General features: G+C 74.5%; 16 protein-coding genes. 6 read left to right on the top strand and 10 right to left on the bottom strand.

The window, feature by feature from the left end; genetic code table 11:
- Nucleotides 1-28 precede the first annotated feature (28 nt).
- The gene (locus IE287_RS12615; protein WP_189849080.1) at nucleotides 29-1390 is read right to left on the bottom strand and encodes an aspartate aminotransferase family protein; all 1362 of its coding nucleotides are present in this window, start codon (nucleotides 1388-1390) and stop codon (nucleotides 29-31) included.
- 188 nt (nucleotides 1391-1578) lie between these two features.
- On the opposite strand from IE287_RS12615, the gene IE287_RS12610 reads away from it, so the two are divergent.
- From IE287_RS12610 to IE287_RS12600, 3 genes are read left to right on the top strand one after another with little or no spacing between them, the layout of a single operon-like run.
- Nucleotides 1579-2172, top strand: coding sequence for a DJ-1/PfpI family protein (locus tag IE287_RS12610; protein ID WP_189849079.1), 594 nt, complete (start codon nucleotides 1579-1581; stop codon nucleotides 2170-2172).
- Nucleotides 2169-2633: a MarR family winged helix-turn-helix transcriptional regulator gene (locus IE287_RS12605; RefSeq protein ID WP_189849078.1), complete on the top strand. Its 465-nt coding sequence runs from the start codon at nucleotides 2169-2171 to the stop codon at nucleotides 2631-2633. The genes IE287_RS12610 and IE287_RS12605 overlap by 4 nt, the downstream gene beginning before the upstream one ends.
- A gap of 57 nt (nucleotides 2634-2690) precedes the next feature.
- Nucleotides 2691-3626, top strand: coding sequence for a hypothetical protein (locus IE287_RS12600; RefSeq protein ID WP_189849077.1), 936 nt, complete (start codon nucleotides 2691-2693; stop codon nucleotides 3624-3626).
- A 16-nt stretch (nucleotides 3627-3642) separates the two neighbouring features.
- On the opposite strand, the gene IE287_RS12595 is transcribed toward IE287_RS12600, so the two are convergent.
- Nucleotides 3643-4524, bottom strand: coding sequence for a glycoside hydrolase family 19 protein (locus IE287_RS12595; RefSeq protein WP_189849076.1), 882 nt, complete (start codon nucleotides 4522-4524; stop codon nucleotides 3643-3645).
- A gap of 173 nt (nucleotides 4525-4697) precedes the next feature.
- Nucleotides 4698-5639 carry an NADP-dependent oxidoreductase gene (locus IE287_RS12590; protein ID WP_189849075.1) on the bottom strand — a complete coding sequence of 314 codons (942 nt, stop codon included), beginning with the start codon at nucleotides 5637-5639 and terminating at the stop codon, nucleotides 4698-4700.
- A gap of 192 nt (nucleotides 5640-5831) precedes the next feature.
- On the opposite strand from IE287_RS12590, the gene IE287_RS12585 reads away from it, so the two are divergent.
- The gene (locus IE287_RS12585; RefSeq protein ID WP_189849074.1) at nucleotides 5832-7400 is read left to right on the top strand and encodes a PstS family phosphate ABC transporter substrate-binding protein; all 1569 of its coding nucleotides are present in this window, start codon (nucleotides 5832-5834) and stop codon (nucleotides 7398-7400) included.
- Nucleotides 7401-7438: 38 nt separating this feature from the next.
- Entirely contained in the window at nucleotides 7439-9361 is a 1923-nt protein-coding gene (locus IE287_RS12580) for a serine/threonine-protein kinase (RefSeq protein ID WP_189849073.1), read from the top strand.
- Nucleotides 9362-9370: 9 nt separating this feature from the next.
- Here IE287_RS12580 and IE287_RS12575 read toward each other — a convergent pair whose 3' ends face one another.
- From IE287_RS12575 to IE287_RS12565, 3 genes are all read right to left on the bottom strand, one after another.
- Nucleotides 9371-9688 (bottom strand): hypothetical protein, encoded by a 318-nt coding sequence (locus IE287_RS12575; protein WP_189849072.1) that lies wholly within the window; start codon nucleotides 9686-9688, stop codon nucleotides 9371-9373.
- Nucleotides 9685-10311: a DUF6232 family protein gene (locus IE287_RS12570; RefSeq protein ID WP_229883438.1), complete on the bottom strand. Its 627-nt coding sequence runs from the start codon at nucleotides 10309-10311 to the stop codon at nucleotides 9685-9687. Before IE287_RS12570 ends, IE287_RS12575 begins: the two co-directional genes overlap by 4 nt.
- 171 nt (nucleotides 10312-10482) lie before the next feature.
- On the bottom strand, nucleotides 10483-11766 hold the full coding sequence (locus tag IE287_RS12565) for an adenylosuccinate synthase (RefSeq protein ID WP_189849071.1): 1284 nt from the start codon (nucleotides 11764-11766) through the stop codon (nucleotides 10483-10485).
- A 142-nt stretch (nucleotides 11767-11908) separates the two neighbouring features.
- On the opposite strand from IE287_RS12565, the gene IE287_RS12560 reads away from it, so the two are divergent.
- Nucleotides 11909-12721: a diacylglycerol kinase family protein gene (locus IE287_RS12560; protein ID WP_229883437.1), complete on the top strand. Its 813-nt coding sequence runs from the start codon at nucleotides 11909-11911 to the stop codon at nucleotides 12719-12721.
- Nucleotides 12722-12820: 99 nt separating this feature from the next.
- On the opposite strand, the gene IE287_RS12555 is transcribed toward IE287_RS12560, so the two are convergent.
- The 4 genes from IE287_RS12555 to IE287_RS12540 form a co-directional block, all read right to left on the bottom strand.
- Entirely contained in the window at nucleotides 12821-14035 is a 1215-nt protein-coding gene (locus tag IE287_RS12555) for a cytochrome P450 (RefSeq protein WP_189849069.1), read from the bottom strand.
- Between the two features lie 26 nt (nucleotides 14036-14061).
- Entirely contained in the window at nucleotides 14062-14724 is a 663-nt protein-coding gene (locus tag IE287_RS12550; RefSeq protein ID WP_189849068.1) for a response regulator, read from the bottom strand.
- The gene (locus IE287_RS12545) at nucleotides 14721-16049 is read right to left on the bottom strand and encodes a sensor histidine kinase (RefSeq protein ID WP_189849067.1); all 1329 of its coding nucleotides are present in this window, start codon (nucleotides 16047-16049) and stop codon (nucleotides 14721-14723) included. Before IE287_RS12545 ends, IE287_RS12550 begins: the two co-directional genes overlap by 4 nt.
- A 266-nt stretch (nucleotides 16050-16315) precedes the next feature.
- Entirely contained in the window at nucleotides 16316-17188 is an 873-nt protein-coding gene (locus tag IE287_RS12540) for an alpha/beta hydrolase family protein (protein WP_189849066.1), read from the bottom strand.
- Nucleotides 17189-17254 lie beyond the last annotated feature (66 nt).

Raw genomic sequence — 17254 nt, 5'->3', positions numbered from 1 at the left:
GCCGGCGCCGTGCCGTCGTCGGGCGGCGTCAGACCGTGTGCTCGTCGGCGACGGTGAGCGCCGCGTCGAGGGCCGCGAGGCCCTCCTTGACCTCGTCCTCGGAGACGTTGCAGGCCGGGACGGCGTGGGTGCGGTTCATGTTGACGAAGGGCCACAGGCCGTTCTTCTTCGCCGCGGCGCCGAAGGCGGCCATCGGGGCGTTGGCCTCGCCGGCCGCGTTGTAGGGGACGAGCGGCTCGCGCGTCTCCTTGTTCTTCACCAGGTCGAGCGCCCAGAAGACGCCCATGCCGCGGACCTCGCCGACGGAGGGGTGGCGCTCGGCGAGCTCGCGCAGGCCGGGGCCGAGGACGGTCTCGCCGATGCGGGCCGCGTGCTGGACGACCTGCTCGTCCTCCATCACCCGAATGGTGGCGACGGCGGCGGCGCAGGCCAGCGGGTGGCCGGAGTAGGTGAGGCCGCCGGGGTAGGGGCGGGTCTCGAAGGTGGCGGCGATCTCCTCGCTGATGGCGACGCCGCCGAGCGGCACGTAGCCGGAGTTGACGCCCTTGGCGAAGGTCATCAGGTCGGGGACGACGTCGAAGTGCTCGGCGGCGAACCACGCGCCGGTGCGGCCGAAGCCGGCCATGACCTCGTCGAGGACGAAGACGATGCCGTACTTGTCGCAGATCTCGCGGACGCCGGTGAGGTAGCCGGGCGGCGGGGTCATGATGCCGGCGGTGCCGGGGACGGTCTCCAGGATGATCGCGGCGACGGTGCCGGGACCCTCGAAGGCGATGGTGTCCTCCAGGTGCGCGAGGGCGCGCTCGCACTCCTGCTGCTCGGTCTCGGCGTAGAACGCCGAGCGGTAGAGGAAGGGCGCCCAGAAGCGCACCACGCCGGCGGAGCCGGTGTCGGAGGCCCAGCGGCGGGGGTCGCCGGTGAGGTTGATCGCGGTGGAGGTGGCGCCGTGGTACGAGCGGAAGGCGGAGAGCACCTTGTGGCGGCCGGTGTGCAGCCGGGCCATCCGGACGGCGTTCTCGACGGCCTCGGCGCCGCCGTTGGTGAAGAAGATCTTGTTCAGGTCGCCGGGGGTGCGCTCGGCGATGAGGCGTGCGGCCTCGGAGCGGACGTCGACGGCGAAGGCGGGCGCGAAGGTGGTGAGCTTCGCGGCCTGCTCCTGGATGGCGGCGACCACCTTGGGGTGCTGGTAGCCGATGTTCGTGTAGACGAGGCCGCTGGTGAAGTCGAGGTAGCGGTTGCCGTCGTAGTCCCAGAAGTACGACCCCTCCGCGCCGGCCACGGCGAGCGGGTCGATCAGGCCCTGGGCGGACCAGCTGTGGAAGACGTGCGCGCGGTCCGCGGCCTTGACGGCGGCGCCGGCCTGGGGGTCGGGTACGACATGAGGGGTCATGCACCGAAGGGTAAGGAACCCCAGGTGGGACGGCCATCACCATCTTGTCCACCGAGAGCGCGTCGGACGCGACACCTTGCTCTGCGGGACGCGGCGACCCGCCCCACGGGACGGGCGGCTGCGGATTCCGTCGTCGGCGCCGCACGCCCCTTATTGACAGCATGCTGTCATCATGACAGTCTCTTGTCATGACCTCCAGGACCGTTCACCTCGCCGTGTACGACACGCTCGCCGACTGGGAGACGGGGCACGCCACCGCGTGGCTCGCCCGGGCCGGATTCACCGTGCGGACCGTGGGCGCCGACGCCGGGAAGCCCGTCACCACGCTCGCCGGGATCCGGATCGTGCCCGACCTCTCGCTGGACGGGCTGCGCCCCGGGGACAGCGCGCTGCTGATCCTCCCCGGCGCCGAGAAGTACGACGAGGGCGACGAGCTCGCCCCCTTCGCCGCCGCCGCCCGGGGCTTCCTCGACGCCGGGGTGCCGGTCGCCGCCATCTGCGGCGCGACCGCCGGACTGGCCCGCGAGGGCCTGCTCGACGACCGGGCGCACACCAGCGCCGCCTCCTTCTACCTCGCCGCGACCGGGTACGCGGGCGGCGGGCGGTACGTCGAGGCGGACGCCGTCACCGACGGGGACCTCGTCACCGCCGGGCCGACCGAGCCCGTCGCCTTCGCCCGCGAGATCTTCGCCCGCCTCGGCGCCTACGAGGGGAAGCGGGACGCCTGGTACCGGCTCTTCCACCACTCCGACCCGGCGGCCTTCGCCGAGCTGAACGGATGAGCCGCGCCCCCCAGGACGCCCTGAGCCGGACCGCCCTCGGCGTCTTCCGGCTCAACGGGCAGTTCCTCGCCGTCTCCGAGAGGCTGGCCGAGCCCGCCGGACTGACCGCCGCGTGGTGGCAGGTGCTCGGGGCGGTGCTCCGCGAGCCGCTGCCGGTGGCCGGGATCGCCCGGGCCATGGGCATCACCCGGCAGAGCGTCCAGCGGATCGCGGACCTGCTCGTCCGCGACGGCCTGGCCGTCTACGCCCCCAACCCGGCGCACCGCCGCGCCAAGCTGCTCGCCCCCACGGAGGCCGGCCTCGCGGCGATCGCCCGCATCGACCCGGGCCACGCGGAGCTGGCCGGCCGGCTGGCCGCCGCGCTCGGGGGCCAGGACGCCTTCGACGAGACGGTCCGGGTGCTGGACCGGCTGTCGGCGGCGCTGGAGGCGGTCGAGGAGGCCTCCGGGCGGGACGGATAGCCGCCCGCCGTCCGGAGGGTGGCTATCCGGCCGCCCCGGCCGCCTATGCTGCGCGCCATGTACACGTCGGGGGGAAGGGCCGCCACCACGGTCTGCGGGTGGGGGATGGTCGTCAGCGCGGGCGCGGCGCTGGCGTGTTCGCTGGGCGGGGTCTCGCCGTACCCGCCGCTGGTGCCGGAGGTGGCGCTCGCGGGGACGTCGGCGCTCTTCGCGGTCGCCTGGGCGGGGGCCTCGTGCCGCCGGCCGAAGGAACGGGACCTCTTCGCCGACCGGCCGCGCAAGGACCGCAGGCCCCGCGGATCCGGATCCGGCGGGCCGCCCGGACCCCGCGGGACCGACGCCGCGCTGCCGTACGTCTTCGGCTTCGGGGTCGCGCTGGCCACCATCGCCGCGTTCCTGACGGTCTTCACCCCGAGCACCGCCCGGGGGCAGTGGGAGGAGCGGATGCTGGCGGCCGGGTACGGGGAGTTCGAGGTGCCGGTGGTGCGGCTGGCCGGGGAGCCGGAGCTCGTGCCCGAGAGCCAGGACAACGACGCGTACTACCTCACCGACGTCGTGGTGCGGGTGCCCTTCACCGCCGGGCCCCGCGAGGCCGTCGTGCGGAAGCTGTACTCCGCGCCCGAGCCGCCCTCGCCGGGCGACGAGGTGGCGGTGCACTACGCACCGGGGGCGCCGGACGGGCCGGTGACCGAGCACGACCAGGTGGAGGAGGGCGCGCTGTTCCTGAACTTCGGGCTGGCCGTCTGGGTCTGGCCGTGGGTGGTCATCGCCGGGGTGATCATGAAGTCGCAGATGGAGCCGTCCGACCTGCGCCGGCTGCGCCGCTTCCGGCCCGCGGTCCACCTGCCCGCGCTCGGCATCCTGCTCACCGGGCTCGTGCTGCTGCTGCCGATGGCGCTGGGCTTCTCGGTGGCGGGGTACGACCAGCTGCCCGCGTTCCTCGCCTCGTTCACGCCCGCGCTCGCCCTGACCTGGGTGGTCAGGGCGAGCTGAGGAGGGTGGTGCGGGATCAGCAGTACAGGTTCGGTCCGGTCGGGACGCCGAGGATCTGGGTGAACTGCTGGTACTTGGTGACGCGGCTCTGGACCTGGGCCGGGTTGCGGCCGTTGCACTCCAGGCTGCCGTTGATCGCCCAGATCGTCTGGCCGAAGCCGGCGCCGTTGACCATGGCGTTGTGCGCGGTCATCGTGCCGGGGCCGTTCTGGGTGTTCCAGTACCAGAGGCCGGTCATCATGGCGACGTCCGGCTCGCGCTCGACCCGCCAGGGGTTGTTCAGGAGGTCGATGCCGAGGGCGTCGCCGGCGGCCTTGTAGTTGAAGTTCCAGGAGAGCTGGATGGGGCCGCGGCCGTAGTAGGCGGCCTGGCCGGCGGGGCAGCCGTAGGGCTGGCCGGCGTCGCAGTAGTGCGGGTAGTTGGCGGTGTTCTGCTCCACGATGTGGACCAGTCCGCCGGTCTCGTGGGAGACGTTGGCGAGGAAGGCCGCGGCCTCCTGCTTCTTCACGGTGTCGCTGCCGGTGCCGGCGAAGGCCGGGTACTTCTTGGTGGCGGCGACCAGGCCGGCGTACGTGTAGAAGGGGTTCCGGTTCGGGAACATCTGGTTGAACTGGGCCTCGGTGACCACGAATCCGGAGGGGTCGGGGGTGCCGCCGCCGCCGGTGCCGCAGGCGCCCTCGTCACGCCAGACGTCACTGGAGCCGGGACGCTCGTTCTGCGTCCACCACTTCGCGTACCAGTTGCGGCCGTTGTACGAGGCGGTCATGCCGCCGGTGTAGACCTGGCCCGAGTTCCAGGCGGTGACGCAGGCGGGGGCCGCGCCGGCGGTGGCGGGGAGCAGGATGGCGAGCCCGACCGCCGTACAGAGGGCGGCGATCAGGGCGAGAAGACGTCGCATGCGCTGTCGTCCTTCCGGTGGGGGGAAGGCCAGCGAAGCGGCACTGGTCTGTACCTGTCAAGGTCTAGACCAGAATTCCGCCCCCGGGTGGCCGGACCACCAGGGGGCGGGGAAAGGGAGATTGAGGACGCGTCAGGACATGGCGGCCGGGGTGCGGACCCCGGGCCGGGGGCTCAGATCATCAGGACGATCCGGCCCGGCCGGTGCCCCGCCTCCACCCGCCGGTGCGCCTCCGCCGCCCCCTCCAGCGGCAGCACGTCGGCCACCCGGGTCGCGAGGCCGCCCGCGCCGAGCAGTTGCAGGAGCTCCTCCAGCCGCGCCCGGTCCGGTCGGCCCACCACCGCGTCCACCCGGACGCCCCGCTCGGGCCCCGGCACCCGCTCGCCGGAGGCGGAGACGAAGGCCCCGCCGTCCTTGACCACCGCCATCAGCGGACCGGCGATCAGGGCCGCGTCGAACACGCCGTCCACCCGGTCCGGCGCGAAGCCGAGCACCCCGGCGACCTCCTCCGCGGGCGCCCCGCGCGCCACCACCGCGTCGGCCCCGAGGACCCGCAGCTCGTGCGCGTCGCCGGCGTCGCCGAGGGCGATCACCCGGTGGCCCGCCCGGGCCGCCAGCTGCACCGCGAACCGGCCCACCACCCCGCTCGCGCCGGTGACCAGCACCGTCGATCCCTCCGGCAGCGCCAGCAGGTCCAGCGCCTGCGCGGCGGTCAGCGCGGAGAGCGGCAGCGAGGCCGCCGCCGTGAAGTCCACCTCGTCCGGGACCGGCGCCAGCCACTCCGGCTCCGCCAGGATCGTCTCCGCGTACGTGCCGGTGCCGGTCCCCTCCGCCACCCAGGGCACGAAACCGGCCACCCGGGTGCCGGCGGGAAGGCCGGGCGCCGGGTCCACCAGGGTCCCGGCGAAGTCGTATCCCAGCACGAAGGGCGGGTTCAGGCCGCCGAGCACCGGGGCGAGCCGGCCGGAGCGGATCTTGAGGTCCGCCTGGTTCACCCCGGCCGCCCTGAGCCGCACCCGGACCCGGCCGGGGGCGTCCGCGGGATCCGGCTCGGGACGGGTGGCCGTCCTGAGGACCTCGGGTCCGCCGTAGGCGGTCACTTCGACGACACGCATGGGGTTCCTCCTCCGGAAGGCCCCCTCACGGCCATTACATCCACGCTCTTCCGGACCGGGCAACCCCTGCCGGGCCACCCGGACGACCCCGGCCGACCCCCCTCTCGGCCCCGGCTGAACGAGCGGCGAAATCCAGGTGTCGGACCGCTACGCCGCCCCCGCACTCGCACACCCGTCCGTACCGTCCCGGCCATGGAGTGGATAACCGCGGAGAACGTGGTCGCCGTCGCCACCGCCCTGCTCGGCGTCCTCGTCTCGCTCGGCGCCGTCTGGATCGACCGCTTCAAGCCACAGCGCAAGCGGCTCGGCTACCGGGTGCAGCTCAACACCCCGCTGCACAAGGAGGGCGACGACCGGGACGGCGGGGTGATGACCGTCCGCGACGGCGAGGTCCTCGGCAGCGCCGCCGCCGGCGCCACCCTCGTCCTGCTCCGCATCGAGAACGACCGCGACCTCGACATCGGCATCGACGACTACGGCGTCGTCCCCGCCGAGCACGCCCTCCGCATCACCTTCGGCACCCCCGCGGTGACCGTCCGGGGCGTCGTCGCCACCGTCCCGGCGGGCTGGAACGGCGTCCGCGACGACCTCGACGCCGCCCCCCGGCTGGGCCGGTCCGGAAACGCCGTCCTCGTCCCCCGGGTCGCCCTCGACACCGGCCAGTACTTCAAGCTGCTCGTCCAGCTCTCCGGGCCCGTCGCCGACCGGGACATCAAGCTCCACGGCACCCTCGCGGGCGGCTCCATCCGGCGCAACCGCTCCACCACCCCCGACGACCAGGCCGGCCGCTTCAGCCCCACCGCCCGCACCGTCACCGTCGTCCTCACCGCCTGCGTGGTCGCGCTCGCCGCGATCATCGTCCGCGAGCGGACCCCGCCCCCGATCGGCTGCGCCCGCGGCAGCCTCACCGTCACCGGCTCCACCGCCTTCGCGCCGGTCGTCCGGGAGGCGGCGAAGGCGTACGGGAAGGACTGCCCGGGCGCCACCGTCACCGTCGACGCCGACGGCTCCACCTCCGGCGTCCGCGAGCTCGCCGAGACCGGCGCCCGCACGAAGGGCTCCCCCGCCGTCGTCGCCCTCTCCGACGGCCGGGGCCCGGACTCCGACCCCCGGCTCCGCGCCCACACGGTCGCCGTCTCCCTCTTCACCCTCGTCGTCCACGACTCCGTCCCCGTCCGCTCCCTCACCCTGGAGCAGGTCCGCGCCCTCCACCGCGGCGACGTCACCCGCTGGAACCGGCTGGAGGGCCCCGGCCTGCCGGCGGACCTCCCCGACCTGCCGGTCCTCCTCGTCAGCCGCGACGCCGACTCCGGCACCCGGGAGGTCTTCCAGCGCCGCGTCCTCGGCCGCAACGAGGCCGCCCAGTCCTCCCGCGACTGCGCCACCGTCGACGACCCGGAGGCGAAGGCCGTCCGCTGCGAACTCGACTCCACCGCCCAGGTGCTGTCCGCCGTCGGCCGCCTCCCCGGCGCCCTCGGCTACGCCGAGATCGGCGCCGTCGCCCCTGCGAAGGGCCTGCACCGCGTCGACCTCGACGGACGCGGCCCGGTCCTGGAGGAGCTGGGCACCTCCCCGTACCCCTACCGGGAGATCGAGTACGCCTACACCTGGGGCGATCCCCCGGCCGACTCCCTCACCGCGAGCTTCCTCGCCTACCTCTCCCGCGGCCGGGGCCAGGACGTCGTCCGCGCCCGCGGACACCTGCCCTGTTCCACCCCGAAGGGACTGCGGATCTGCGGGGAGGCCGACACCGGACCGTGACCCCCTCCGCCGTGCCGGGTCTGGCATCCTCTTGCCACGTGGAGCCATTGAACGCGGAAGACCCGGTCAGCATCGGCCCGTTCCGACTCATCGGCCGGCTCGGGGTCGGCGGCATGGGCCGGGTGTTCCTGGCGCGTTCGGCCGGCGGGCGGACCGTCGCCGTGAAGGTGGTGCACGCCGAACTGGCCGCCCAGGACGAGTTCCGGCGCCGCTTCGCCCGCGAGGTCGAGGCGCTGGAGCGGGTCGGCGGCACCGGCACCGCGCCCGTCCTCGGCTCCGACACCACCTCCGCCTCCCCGTGGGTGGCCATCGGGTACGTGCCCGGGCCGTCGCTGCGGGCGGTCGTCGGCGACGAGTACGGGCCGCTGCCGCCCGCCACCGTCCGCGCCCTGGGCGCCGGCCTCGGCCGGGCGCTCGACCACATCCACCGGGCCGGGCTCGTCCACCGCGACCTCAAGCCCTCCAACGTGCTGCTGACCGTCGACGGGCCCCGGATCATCGACTTCGGCATCGCCCGGGCCGTCGACACCGTCACCGACGGCGGACTCACCAGCACCGGCGCCGTCGTCGGCTCCCCCGGCTTCATGTCGCCCGAACAGGTCCGCGGCGAGAAGCTCGGCCCCGCCTCCGACGTCTTCTGCCTGGGCTCGGTCCTCGCCTACGCGGCGACCGGCCGCTCCCCCTTCGGCACCTCCGACAGCGGCGTGCACGCGCTGATGTTCCGGATCGCCCACGACGAGCCGGACCTGACGGACGTGGCGCCCGCGCTGACCGGACTGATCCGGGCCTGCCTCGCCAAGGACCCGGCGGCCCGGCCGACGGCGGCCGAGATCGCCGAGACCCTGCCGGTCCCCGATCCGTGGCTGCCCGCCGACGTCCTGGCCCGCCTCGGGCGGCACGCGGCGCGCCTGCTGGAGGCGGAGGGCTCGACGGAGGGGACCGCCGGGGGCGGCGCGGGCGCCACCGGCACCGCGCCCGCCCCCGAGCGCACGACGGGCGGCGCGGCGCCCGGCGACCCGACGCCCGCGCCCGCGCCCGCACCGGAGCCCTCGCCGCCCCGGCCGCGCTCCCGGCGGCGGGTGCTGACCGCCGCGCTCGCGACCGCCGCCGTCGCGGCCGCCGCGGGCGCCGGCTACGCCTTCTGGCCGCTCGGCGGAGCGGGCGGCACCCCCGGCGGCGACGGCAGGGGCACCGGTACCGGACCGTCATCGGCCTCCGCCCGGCCGGCCGGGGCCGTGCCCGCCGCCTTCCTCGGCGCCTGGGAGGGGATCCTCCGGGGCACCGAGGAGCACCCCCGCGAGACCGTCCGCATCGAGCTCGTCCAGGGCGCCACCGGCACCAAGACCGCCGTCTACACCCACGTCGGCGACAACCGGCTGTGCATGGGCCGCTCGCGGCTCGTCTCCGCCGACGAGGACAAGGTCGTCCTCGGCGAGTCCGACGTCACCACCAGCGTGCCCGCCCGGCGGTGCATGGCCGCCGCCCACCAGACGCTCACCCTGCGCTCCCCCGAGGTCCTCGAATGGTCCTCGGGCACCGCGAAGGCCACCTTCCGCAAGGCCCGCACCGGCGCGGAGATCCTGCCCGCGGAGTACCTCGGCCGGTGGAGGATGAAGCCGCTGGTCGAGGGCCCGGAGGCGGACCGCTACACCGACGAGGTGACGGTCACCCAGGGCGCGGTCGGCGCGGCCGTCCTCCGCGTGCTGAGCGTCTACCCGCGCACGGACGCGGAGGGCAACCAGCTCGCCGACGCGGTCAACTGCTCCTGGACGGCGATCCTGGCGAGCACCACGCCCCCGTACGTCCTCGGCCCCATGGACCTGGAACCCGGCGCGGACCGGGAGTGCGTCCGCGACGACCCCGGCGGCTACCTGACGCTGACGACGTACAAGGGCAGGGAGATCCTCCAGGTCTACCCGATGTACGACACGGAGCCGGGCGAGTACCACCGCGCGGACTGACCGCCGGGGTCAGGCCGCCAGGAGCTCCAGGGCGGCCCGCACCGCGTCGAGCAGCGGCTGCCCGACGGCGCCGACGGTCGCGGCGATCCCGGCGAGGGCGAGCAGCGTCCGGCGCCGGGAGGGGCCGGGGGCGGCCCCGTCGAGCTCGGCCAGGCCCTCGTCGAGTGCCTCCCGGTCGGCGTCGGGCAGCTGCGCGCGCAGCGCCTCCGCCAGCTCCCGGACAGCCGCGAGCGCCTGCTCCGGGGTGGTCGCGGGGACGGGGGCGTGGTGGTGGACGATGCCGGTGTTGCGCTCCCCGCCGTACATGTTCACGGTGTCGCCGCTCATCGCGAGATCCCCCTGTTGCCGGTGCCGCCGTACATGTTGACGGTGTCGCCGAAGTAGTAGTTGCTCGGGTTGCCGATCGCCAGCGCTCCGACGCGCTCCAGGAGTTCGGCGTCCGGGTGCTCGACCGCGTGCGCGATCCGGTGGACGAGCCGGTGGAGCAGCTCCGGGGAGCCGCCGACGAGCGCGGTGGACGCCCCGTTGGTCTCGATGGCCAGCGTGAGGTGGGAGGTCGACCCGACGACGGTCATCATCTCGACGAAGGAGTAGGCCAGGGCGCCCAGGAGCACCACCCAGACGAGGGCCTGGAGCCCGCTCCCGCCGGACTCGTTCCCGTAGGCGTCGTACGAGGGGCGGCCGAACGCCCCCAGCTCGCCGAGCAGGACGACGAGGAGGGAGGCCAGCATGAGCAGGCCGAGGCGCTTGACGAAGCGCTTCACGGCCTCCGCGCGCCGGGGCCGCAGGACGAAGGTGTAGACGCGGACGACGTTCTCCAGCGGGTAGAAGGCCCCGCCGATCCAGAGCAGTCTCCGCTCCACCCGCAGTTCGAGCGGGCCGGCGCCGGGCGGCGGGGCCGGCGGAGGCGCGGGCGGGACGGGCGGTCTCGGCGGTCCGTTCTCTGTCATGGATCCCCCTGTGACGGATGGGCACGGATGCGTGCGGGGAGACTCATTAGCGGGCCGACTCCCTTGATGCGCAAGGGGAGTTCCGGCCTCACTCGCTTCCCGCAGGACGCGCGCGAAGGGCCCGCACCCCCCGGGGGTGCGGGCCCTTCGCGCGCGTCCTGCGGGCGCGTCCTACAGGAAGGAGTTGATCTCGATCGTCTCGGTGCGGCCGGGGCCGACGCCGATCGCGGAGATCGGGGCGCCGGACATCTCCTCCAGCGCCTTCACGTAGTTCTGCGCGTTCTTCGGGAGGTCCGCGAAGGTCTTGGCCTTCGTGATGTCCTCCGACCAGCCGGGCAGGGTCTCGTAGATCGGCTTCGCGTGGTGGAAGTCGGTCTGGGAGTACGGGAGCTCCTCGACGCGCTTGCCGTCGATCTCGTACGCGACGCAGACCGGGATCTCCTCCCAGCCGGTGAGCACGTCCAGCTTGGTGAGGAAGAAGTCCGTCAGGCCGTTCACGCGGGTGGCGTAGCGGGCGATGACCGCGTCGAACCAGCCGCAGCGGCGGTCGCGGCCGGTGGTGACGCCGCGCTCGCCGCCGATGCGGCGCAGGGCCTCGCCGTCCGCGTCGAAGAGCTCGGTCGGGAACGGGCCGGCGCCGACGCGGGTCGTGTAGGCCTTGAGGATGCCGATGACCCGGTTGATCTTCGTCGGGCCGACGCCCGCGCCGGTGCAGGCACCGCCGGCGGTCGGGTTCGAGGAGGTGACGAAGGGGTACGTGCCGTGGTCCACGTCCAGGAGGGTGCCCTGGCCGCCCTCGAAGAGGACGACCTTGCCCTCGTCGATGGCGTCGTTGAGGATCAGGGTGGTGTCGGCGACGTACGGGCGGATCTGCTCCGCGTACTGGAGCATCTCCTCCACGATCCGGCCGGACTCGATCGCGCGGCGGTTGAAGACCTTGGCGAGGAGCTGGTTCTTCTGCTCCAGGGCCGCCTCGACCTTCTGCTCCAGGATCGACTCGTCGTAGAGGTCCTGGACCCGGATGCCGACGCGGTTGATCTTGTCGGCGTAGGTGGGGCCGATGCCGCGACCGGTGGTGCCGATCTTGCGCTTGCCGAGGAACCGTTCCGTCACCTTGTCGAGGGTGACGTTGTACGGGGTGATCAGGTGGGCGTTGCCGCTGATCAGGAGCTTCGACGTGTCCACGCCGCGGTCGTTCAGCCCACTCAGCTCGGAGAGCAGGACCGCGGGGTCGACGACGACGCCGTTGCCGATGACCGGGGTGCACCCCGGCGAGAGGATTCCGGAGGGAAGCAGGTGGAGCGCATACTTCTGGTCGCCGACGACCACCGTGTGGCCGGCGTTGTTGCCACCCTGATAGCGCACCACGTAGTCGACGGAGCCACCGAGGAGGTCGGTGGCCTTCCCCTTGCCCTCGTCACCCCACTGAGCACCGAGCAGCACAAGTGCGGGCACAGGCGTACACCCCTTCCGGAGGGGGCATTCCAAGGTCAGGGGGCCTACGCCGCCTCACCGGTGTGCCCCGGAATAGACGAAGCCCCTGGCGCAATAGCGCAAGGGGCTCTTGCACAAAGAGACTACCCGAGGAAGGACCGAGGTGTCGGATCACGACCAGCTGCTGGTCATCGTCGACCCGGTCGCCCGCCGAAGCGACGGCGAGTCCGTACGGATCGCGAAGGATGTGTTGTCCGCGGGCGCGGAAGCGAAGATCTGCCTGCCGGACTCCCCCGAGGAATTCTCCCGGGCCCTGTCCCGGCGCGGCTCCCGCCGCCCCGTCGTGCTCGGCGACGACCGGGCGCTGCTGCGCGCGGTGACCCTGCTGCACCGGGACCGGGCGCCGCTCGCGCTGGTCCCGATCGGCCCGCCGGACGCCCTGGAGGTCGCGTACGGCCTCGGCGTGCCGCGCTCGGCGGTGGAGGCCGCCAGGACGGTCCTGGACGGGGCGGTGCGCCGTCTGGACCTGCTGGTGGACGACAGCGACGGGGTGGTCCTGGGCGACCTGCGGGTGCCCGCGGTGCCCGTCCCCGCCGCCGGCACCGCCCCCTCCGTCTGGGGCACCTGCCGCTCCCTGGTCCGCACCCTGGTGCGGCCCGCGCCGCCGCTGCCGGTGGCGGGGACGCACCGGCTGCGGGTGGAGGCGGACGGGGTGCTGCTGGCCGACGTGGACGCGCCGGTGTCGGCCGTGACGGCCCGCCCGGCGGACGGCGGCACGGCGGAGGTGACCGTGCACCCGGCCGCGGCGGCCGCCCCGCCGCGGCGCGCCGCCGCCGGGATCCTGACGGTCTCGGGCCCCGACTTCCGCTACCGCGCCGACGGGCGCGTCACCGGCCCGGTGCGCCGGCGCACCTGGACGGTCCGGGCGGACGGCTGGGGGCTGACCCTGCCCCGGGAGCCGGTCCCACCGGCCTGACCCCGCCCTTTCGGGTCCTTCGCCCCCGCCGCCGCCCCCGCCGGCGCCGGCCGCACCCCGACGGGCCGGGGCGCGGGGGCCCGACGGGCCGAGGCGGGCTCACACCTCCACGAGGAGGGACTCGAAGCCGCGGATCACGTAACCGGGTTTCCGGACGGGGTCCGCGGCGAGCCGCAGTCCGGGAGCCTGCCGGAGCAGCTCGGCGAAGACGGCGGTCAGTTCGAGGCGGGCCAGCGGCGCGCCCAGGCAGTAGTGGATGCCGGCGCCGAAGGTGACGTGCGGGTTGTCCGCGCGGGTGAGGTCGAGCAGGTCCGCGGTGGGGCCGAAGCGGTCCGGGTCGCGGTTGGCGGAGCCGAAGAGGAGCGCCACCTCCGAGCCGCGGGGGATCACCGTCCCGCCGAGCTCGATGTCGTCGAGGACCCAGCGTTCGAACATCTGGAGCGGCGTGTCGTACCGGAGCAGTTCGTCCACAGCTGTGGACAACTCCTCCGGCTCCGGGGACACGGCGTCCCACCGCCCGTGCCGCAGCAGCGTCCACACCCCGCCGACCGTGGTGTTGACCGTCGCCTCGTGTCCCGCGTTGAGCAGCAGCACGCAGGTGGAGATCCTCTCCTGCTCGGTCAGCTCCTCGACCCCGATCAGCGCCGAGATCAGGTCGTCGCCGGGGTCGGCCCGCCGCCGCGCGATCAGCTCCCGCAGGTAGCCGGAGAACTCGACCGACGCGCGGACCGCCCGCCGGGCCGTCTCCTCCGACGGGTCCGGCTCGAACATCCCGCAGATCGCCGCCGACCAGGGCCGCAGCATCGCCCGCTCCTCGTCCTCCTCGGGGACGCCCAGCATCGCGGCGATGACCGCGACCGGCAGCGGTTCGGCGACCGCCGCCTGGAGGTCGCCGCCGCCCTCCGCGACCAGGCCGCCGACCAGGCCGGCGGCCAGCTCCCGTACCCTCGGCGCCAGCCGCTCCACCGTCCTCGGGGTGAAGGCCTTCGACACCAGCCGCCGGATGCGGGTGTGGTCGGCGCCCTCCAGGTCGAGCAGCCCGTGGTCGTTGAGGGTGTGGAAGGGCTCGTGCCGGGGGTCGGGGGCCTCGCGCCCGAACTCCTCGTGGCCGAAGCGGTGGGTGTACGTCCGGCCCAGCCGCCGGTCCCGCAGCAGCGCCGACACGTCCGCGTGGTGCGGGACCAGCCACTGCCGGGTCGGCCCGTACCAGTGGGCGCGGCCCGCGGCGCGCAGTCGCGCGTAGGCCGGGTAGGGGTCGGCGACGAACTCCGGGGACCAGGGGTCGAAAGCGGCGGCGGCGGTGGCGGCGTCCATGGACCGACGCTACCGCCGCGGCGGCGTCAGCGGCCGACCTGCACCAGGCGCGCCTCGTAGGCGAAGACCGCCGCCTGCGTCCGGTCGCGCAGCCCCAGCTTCACCAGGATGCGGCTGACGTGCGTCTTGATCGTGGACTCGGCGACGACCAGGTGGTCGGCGATCTCCTGGTTGGACAGGCCCTGGGCGATCAGCACCAGGACCTCCGTCTCGCGCTCGGTCAGTTCGCCGATCTGGGCGACGGCGGGGGCCTTCGGCGCGGAGTCGGCGGACTTCGCGAACTCGGTGATGAGCCGCTTCGTCACGGTCGGCGCGAGCAGCGCCTCCCCGGCGGCGACGACCCGGACGCCCTCGGCGAGCTGCCGGGCGGAGGCGTCCTTGAGGAGGAAGCCCGAGGCCCCGGCGCGCAGCGCCTGGTAGACGTACTCGTCGAGGTCGAAGGTGGTCAGGACGAGCACCTTGGCGTCCTCGTCGGCGGCGACGATCTCGCGGGTGGCCTCGATGCCGTTCAGCTCGGGCATCCGGATGTCCATGAGGACGACGTCCGGGCGGAGGAGGGCGACCTGGGTCACCGCCTCCCGGCCGTTGACGGCCTCGCCGACGACCTCGATGTCCGGCATCGCGCCGAGCAGCACCGAGAAGCCCTCGCGGACCATGATCTGGTCGTCGACGATCAGCACCCTGATCACTGGTCGGTCCCTTCGCGCTGGACGGGGACGAAGACGGCGACCTCGTAGCCGCTCTCCTCCGTCGGTCCGTCGGTCATCTCCCCGCCGAGCATCGTGACACGCTCCCGCATGCCGGTGATGCCGTGGCCCGCCCCCGGCGACGGCTTCACCGGGCCGCGCGCCGGTCCGTTGACCACCCGCAGGCCGAGGCCGCCGAGGACGTACCCGAGCTCGACCTTCGCGGCGGCGCCGGGCGCGTGCCGGAGCACGTTGGACAGGGCCTCCTGGACGATCCGGTACGCGGACAGCTCCACGCCCTGCGGCAGCTCGCGCACCGCGCCGGTCACCGTCAGGCCCACGTCGAGTCCGGCCTCCCGGACGTTGGCGACGAGCCCGTCGAGGTCGGCGAGGGTCGGCTGCGGGGCGTCGGGGGCCTCGTAGTCCTCCGCGCGGACGACGCCGAGGATGCGGCGCAGCTCGGTGAGGGCGGCGACGGCGTTCTCCCGGATGGTGCGGAAGGCCTGCTCCAGCTCCGGCGGCGGGTTCTCGACCCGGTAGGGCGCGGCCTCGGCCTGGATGGCGACCACCGACATGTGGTGGGCCACGACGTCGTGCAGCTCCCGGGCGATGGTGGTCCGCTCCTCCAGGAGGGTCCGCTTCGAGCGCTCGACGGCGGTCACGGTCTGCTGGGCGGTGACCTCCCGGGCCGCCTGGCGGCGGATCTGGAACATCGACACGGCCAGCAGGAGGAGGGCCGAGAAGAACAGCATCTCGGCGCCGTTGAAGCTGTAGTAGCCCCGCATGCCGAGGAAGAACGAGGTGAAGCCCGCGTAGGCCGCGGTGAGCGCCCACATCCAGCCGGAGGTGCGGGGCCGGGTCCGCAGGGCGACGGCCACCAGCACGACGAGGTGCGCGAGGAAGGAGTTCGGCGCCCACGGCCAGCCGTCGTATCCGCCGAGGTAGGCGACGAACGGCGTCGACAGGAGCGAGAGCCAGAAGGCGAGCGCCGGCCGGATCAGGGTGAGCAGGACGGCCGCGGTCGGGACCGCGCAGTAGAAGAGCGCGACCGGGCCGGCGGAGCCGTTGATGCCGTCGAAGCCGAGGAGGAAGGTCACGAAGGCGAGGAATCCCACCACGGCGTGCGGCAGGAGTCCGCTGTGCCGGCGTATCCACTTCGGCAGGAAGCGCAGGGCGGGGCTGTCCGGCGCGAGCCGGGGCAGCGGGCGGTAGACGGAGGCGTCTTCCACGAGGTCCGCGCGAAGACCCGCGAGCGCGTCCAGCGCGATGCGGAGCTCGGGGCTGCGGCTGCCCGTGTCGGGGGTCTGTGTCGGGTTCACGCCGACCACGGTACGGAAGGCCCGGGGAGGCCCGCGTCCGGCTGGATACGGATCCCGGACCGTCCCCCTTGAGTACTACGGGGCCCGCGCCGGGGCCGGAGGACGGACCGGCCCCCCCGGGGGGGCGAACCGGCCCGGAGCGCGGACCGGGCCCGAAGCGCGGACCTGGCCCGGAAAGCCGGACCGGGCCCGGAAGACGAGGCGGGCCCGGAAGGCGAGGCGGGCCGGAGGGCGAGCCCGCCTGGAAGACGAGCCGGGCCCGGAGGGCGAGCCGCCTAGAAGGCGAGCTGGGCGATCTCCTCCGCCACCACCGCGCACGCGTCGGCCGCGGGGTCGATCAGCGGGAAGTGGCCGATGTCCTCCAGGAGCGTCAGCCCGACCGTCTCGCCCGCCTTCGCCGCCGCCTCCACGAAGGCGTCGGCGACCTCGGCGGGGACGGTGAGGTCCTCGCGGCCCTGGACGAGGGCGGTGGCGATGCCGGTGGGCAGCAGCCGCGCCGGGTCGGCGGCGGCGGCCCGCTCCTCGTACGCCTCCGCGCCGCCGAGCAGCTGGTCCACCGCGCCGCCGCACACGTCCAGCTCGCGGGCCCGCTCGAAGTGCCCGATCGGGGCGAGGGCGACGACCCCGCGCAGCGCGGGCGGGGCGGGCAGCCGCCACGGGGAGCCGGCCGGCAGCACGTGCCGGGCCGCGGCCCACAGGGCGAGCTGGCCGCCCGCCGAGTGCCCGGTGAGGACCGTGCGGAGCGGGTCGGCCCGCGGCAGGTGCGCCGCGGCGAGCTCCGGCAGGGCGTCGAGGGCGGCGGCCACGTCGTCGAAGGTCTCCGGCCAGCGGCCGGCGACCGGGGCGGTGCCGCCCTGGTGGGGGAGGCCGGGGCCGCGCCGGTACTCGACGCTGGCGACGGCGAAGCCGCGGCGGGCGAGGAAGCCGGCGAAGGGGCTGATGTGCTGCCGGTCGTAGGGGGCCCGCCAGGCGCCGCCGTGCAGGACGACGACGAGCGGGACGCGCCCGTCGCCCCCGTCCCGGGGTGCGTGGAAGTCGACGATCTGGTCGGGGTGTTCGCCGTACGCGGCGGTGGCGTCCGGGGGGACGGCCGGGTGCGAGAAGGCCGACGCCTCTTCGGCGGCGTCGCGCGCGGCGGGGTCCGGCATGGGTTCCAACCTCTCGGTGACGGGGCCGAATCGGCCCTGACCTGCGGGGACCGTATCAGGGTCCCG

It is taken from the genome of Streptomyces omiyaensis (genome assembly GCF_014650895.1).
GTDB lineage: Bacteria > Actinomycetota > Actinomycetes > Streptomycetales > Streptomycetaceae > Streptomyces > Streptomyces omiyaensis.
The sequence above is the reverse complement of the archived record's forward strand: the minus strand, read 5'-3'. Positions and strand labels throughout refer to the sequence as shown.

What these genes read in the sequence shown, in the direction of transcription:
- IE287_RS12615 (WP_189849080.1), bottom strand. Translation starts at nt 1,390, where the DNA reads ATGACCCCTCATGTCGTACCCGACCCCCAGGCCGGCGCCGCCGTCAAG.
- IE287_RS12610 (WP_189849079.1), top strand. Translation starts at nt 1,579, where the DNA reads ATGACCTCCAGGACCGTTCACCTCGCCGTGTACGACACGCTCGCCGAC.
- IE287_RS12605 (WP_189849078.1), top strand. Translation starts at nt 2,169, where the DNA reads ATGAGCCGCGCCCCCCAGGACGCCCTGAGCCGGACCGCCCTCGGCGTC.
- IE287_RS12600 (WP_189849077.1), top strand. Translation starts at nt 2,691, where the DNA reads ATGTACACGTCGGGGGGAAGGGCCGCCACCACGGTCTGCGGGTGGGGG.
- IE287_RS12595 (WP_189849076.1), bottom strand. Translation starts at nt 4,524, where the DNA reads ATGCGACGTCTTCTCGCCCTGATCGCCGCCCTCTGTACGGCGGTCGGG.
- IE287_RS12590 (WP_189849075.1), bottom strand. Translation starts at nt 5,639, where the DNA reads ATGCGTGTCGTCGAAGTGACCGCCTACGGCGGACCCGAGGTCCTCAGG.
- IE287_RS12585 (WP_189849074.1), top strand. Translation starts at nt 5,832, where the DNA reads ATGGAGTGGATAACCGCGGAGAACGTGGTCGCCGTCGCCACCGCCCTG.
- IE287_RS12575 (WP_189849072.1), bottom strand. Translation starts at nt 9,688, where the DNA reads ATGAGCGGCGACACCGTGAACATGTACGGCGGGGAGCGCAACACCGGC.
- IE287_RS12570 (WP_229883438.1), bottom strand. Translation starts at nt 10,311, where the DNA reads ATGACAGAGAACGGACCGCCGAGACCGCCCGTCCCGCCCGCGCCTCCG.
- IE287_RS12555 (WP_189849069.1), bottom strand. Translation starts at nt 14,035, where the DNA reads ATGGACGCCGCCACCGCCGCCGCCGCTTTCGACCCCTGGTCCCCGGAG.
- IE287_RS12540 (WP_189849066.1), bottom strand. Translation starts at nt 17,188, where the DNA reads ATGCCGGACCCCGCCGCGCGCGACGCCGCCGAAGAGGCGTCGGCCTTC.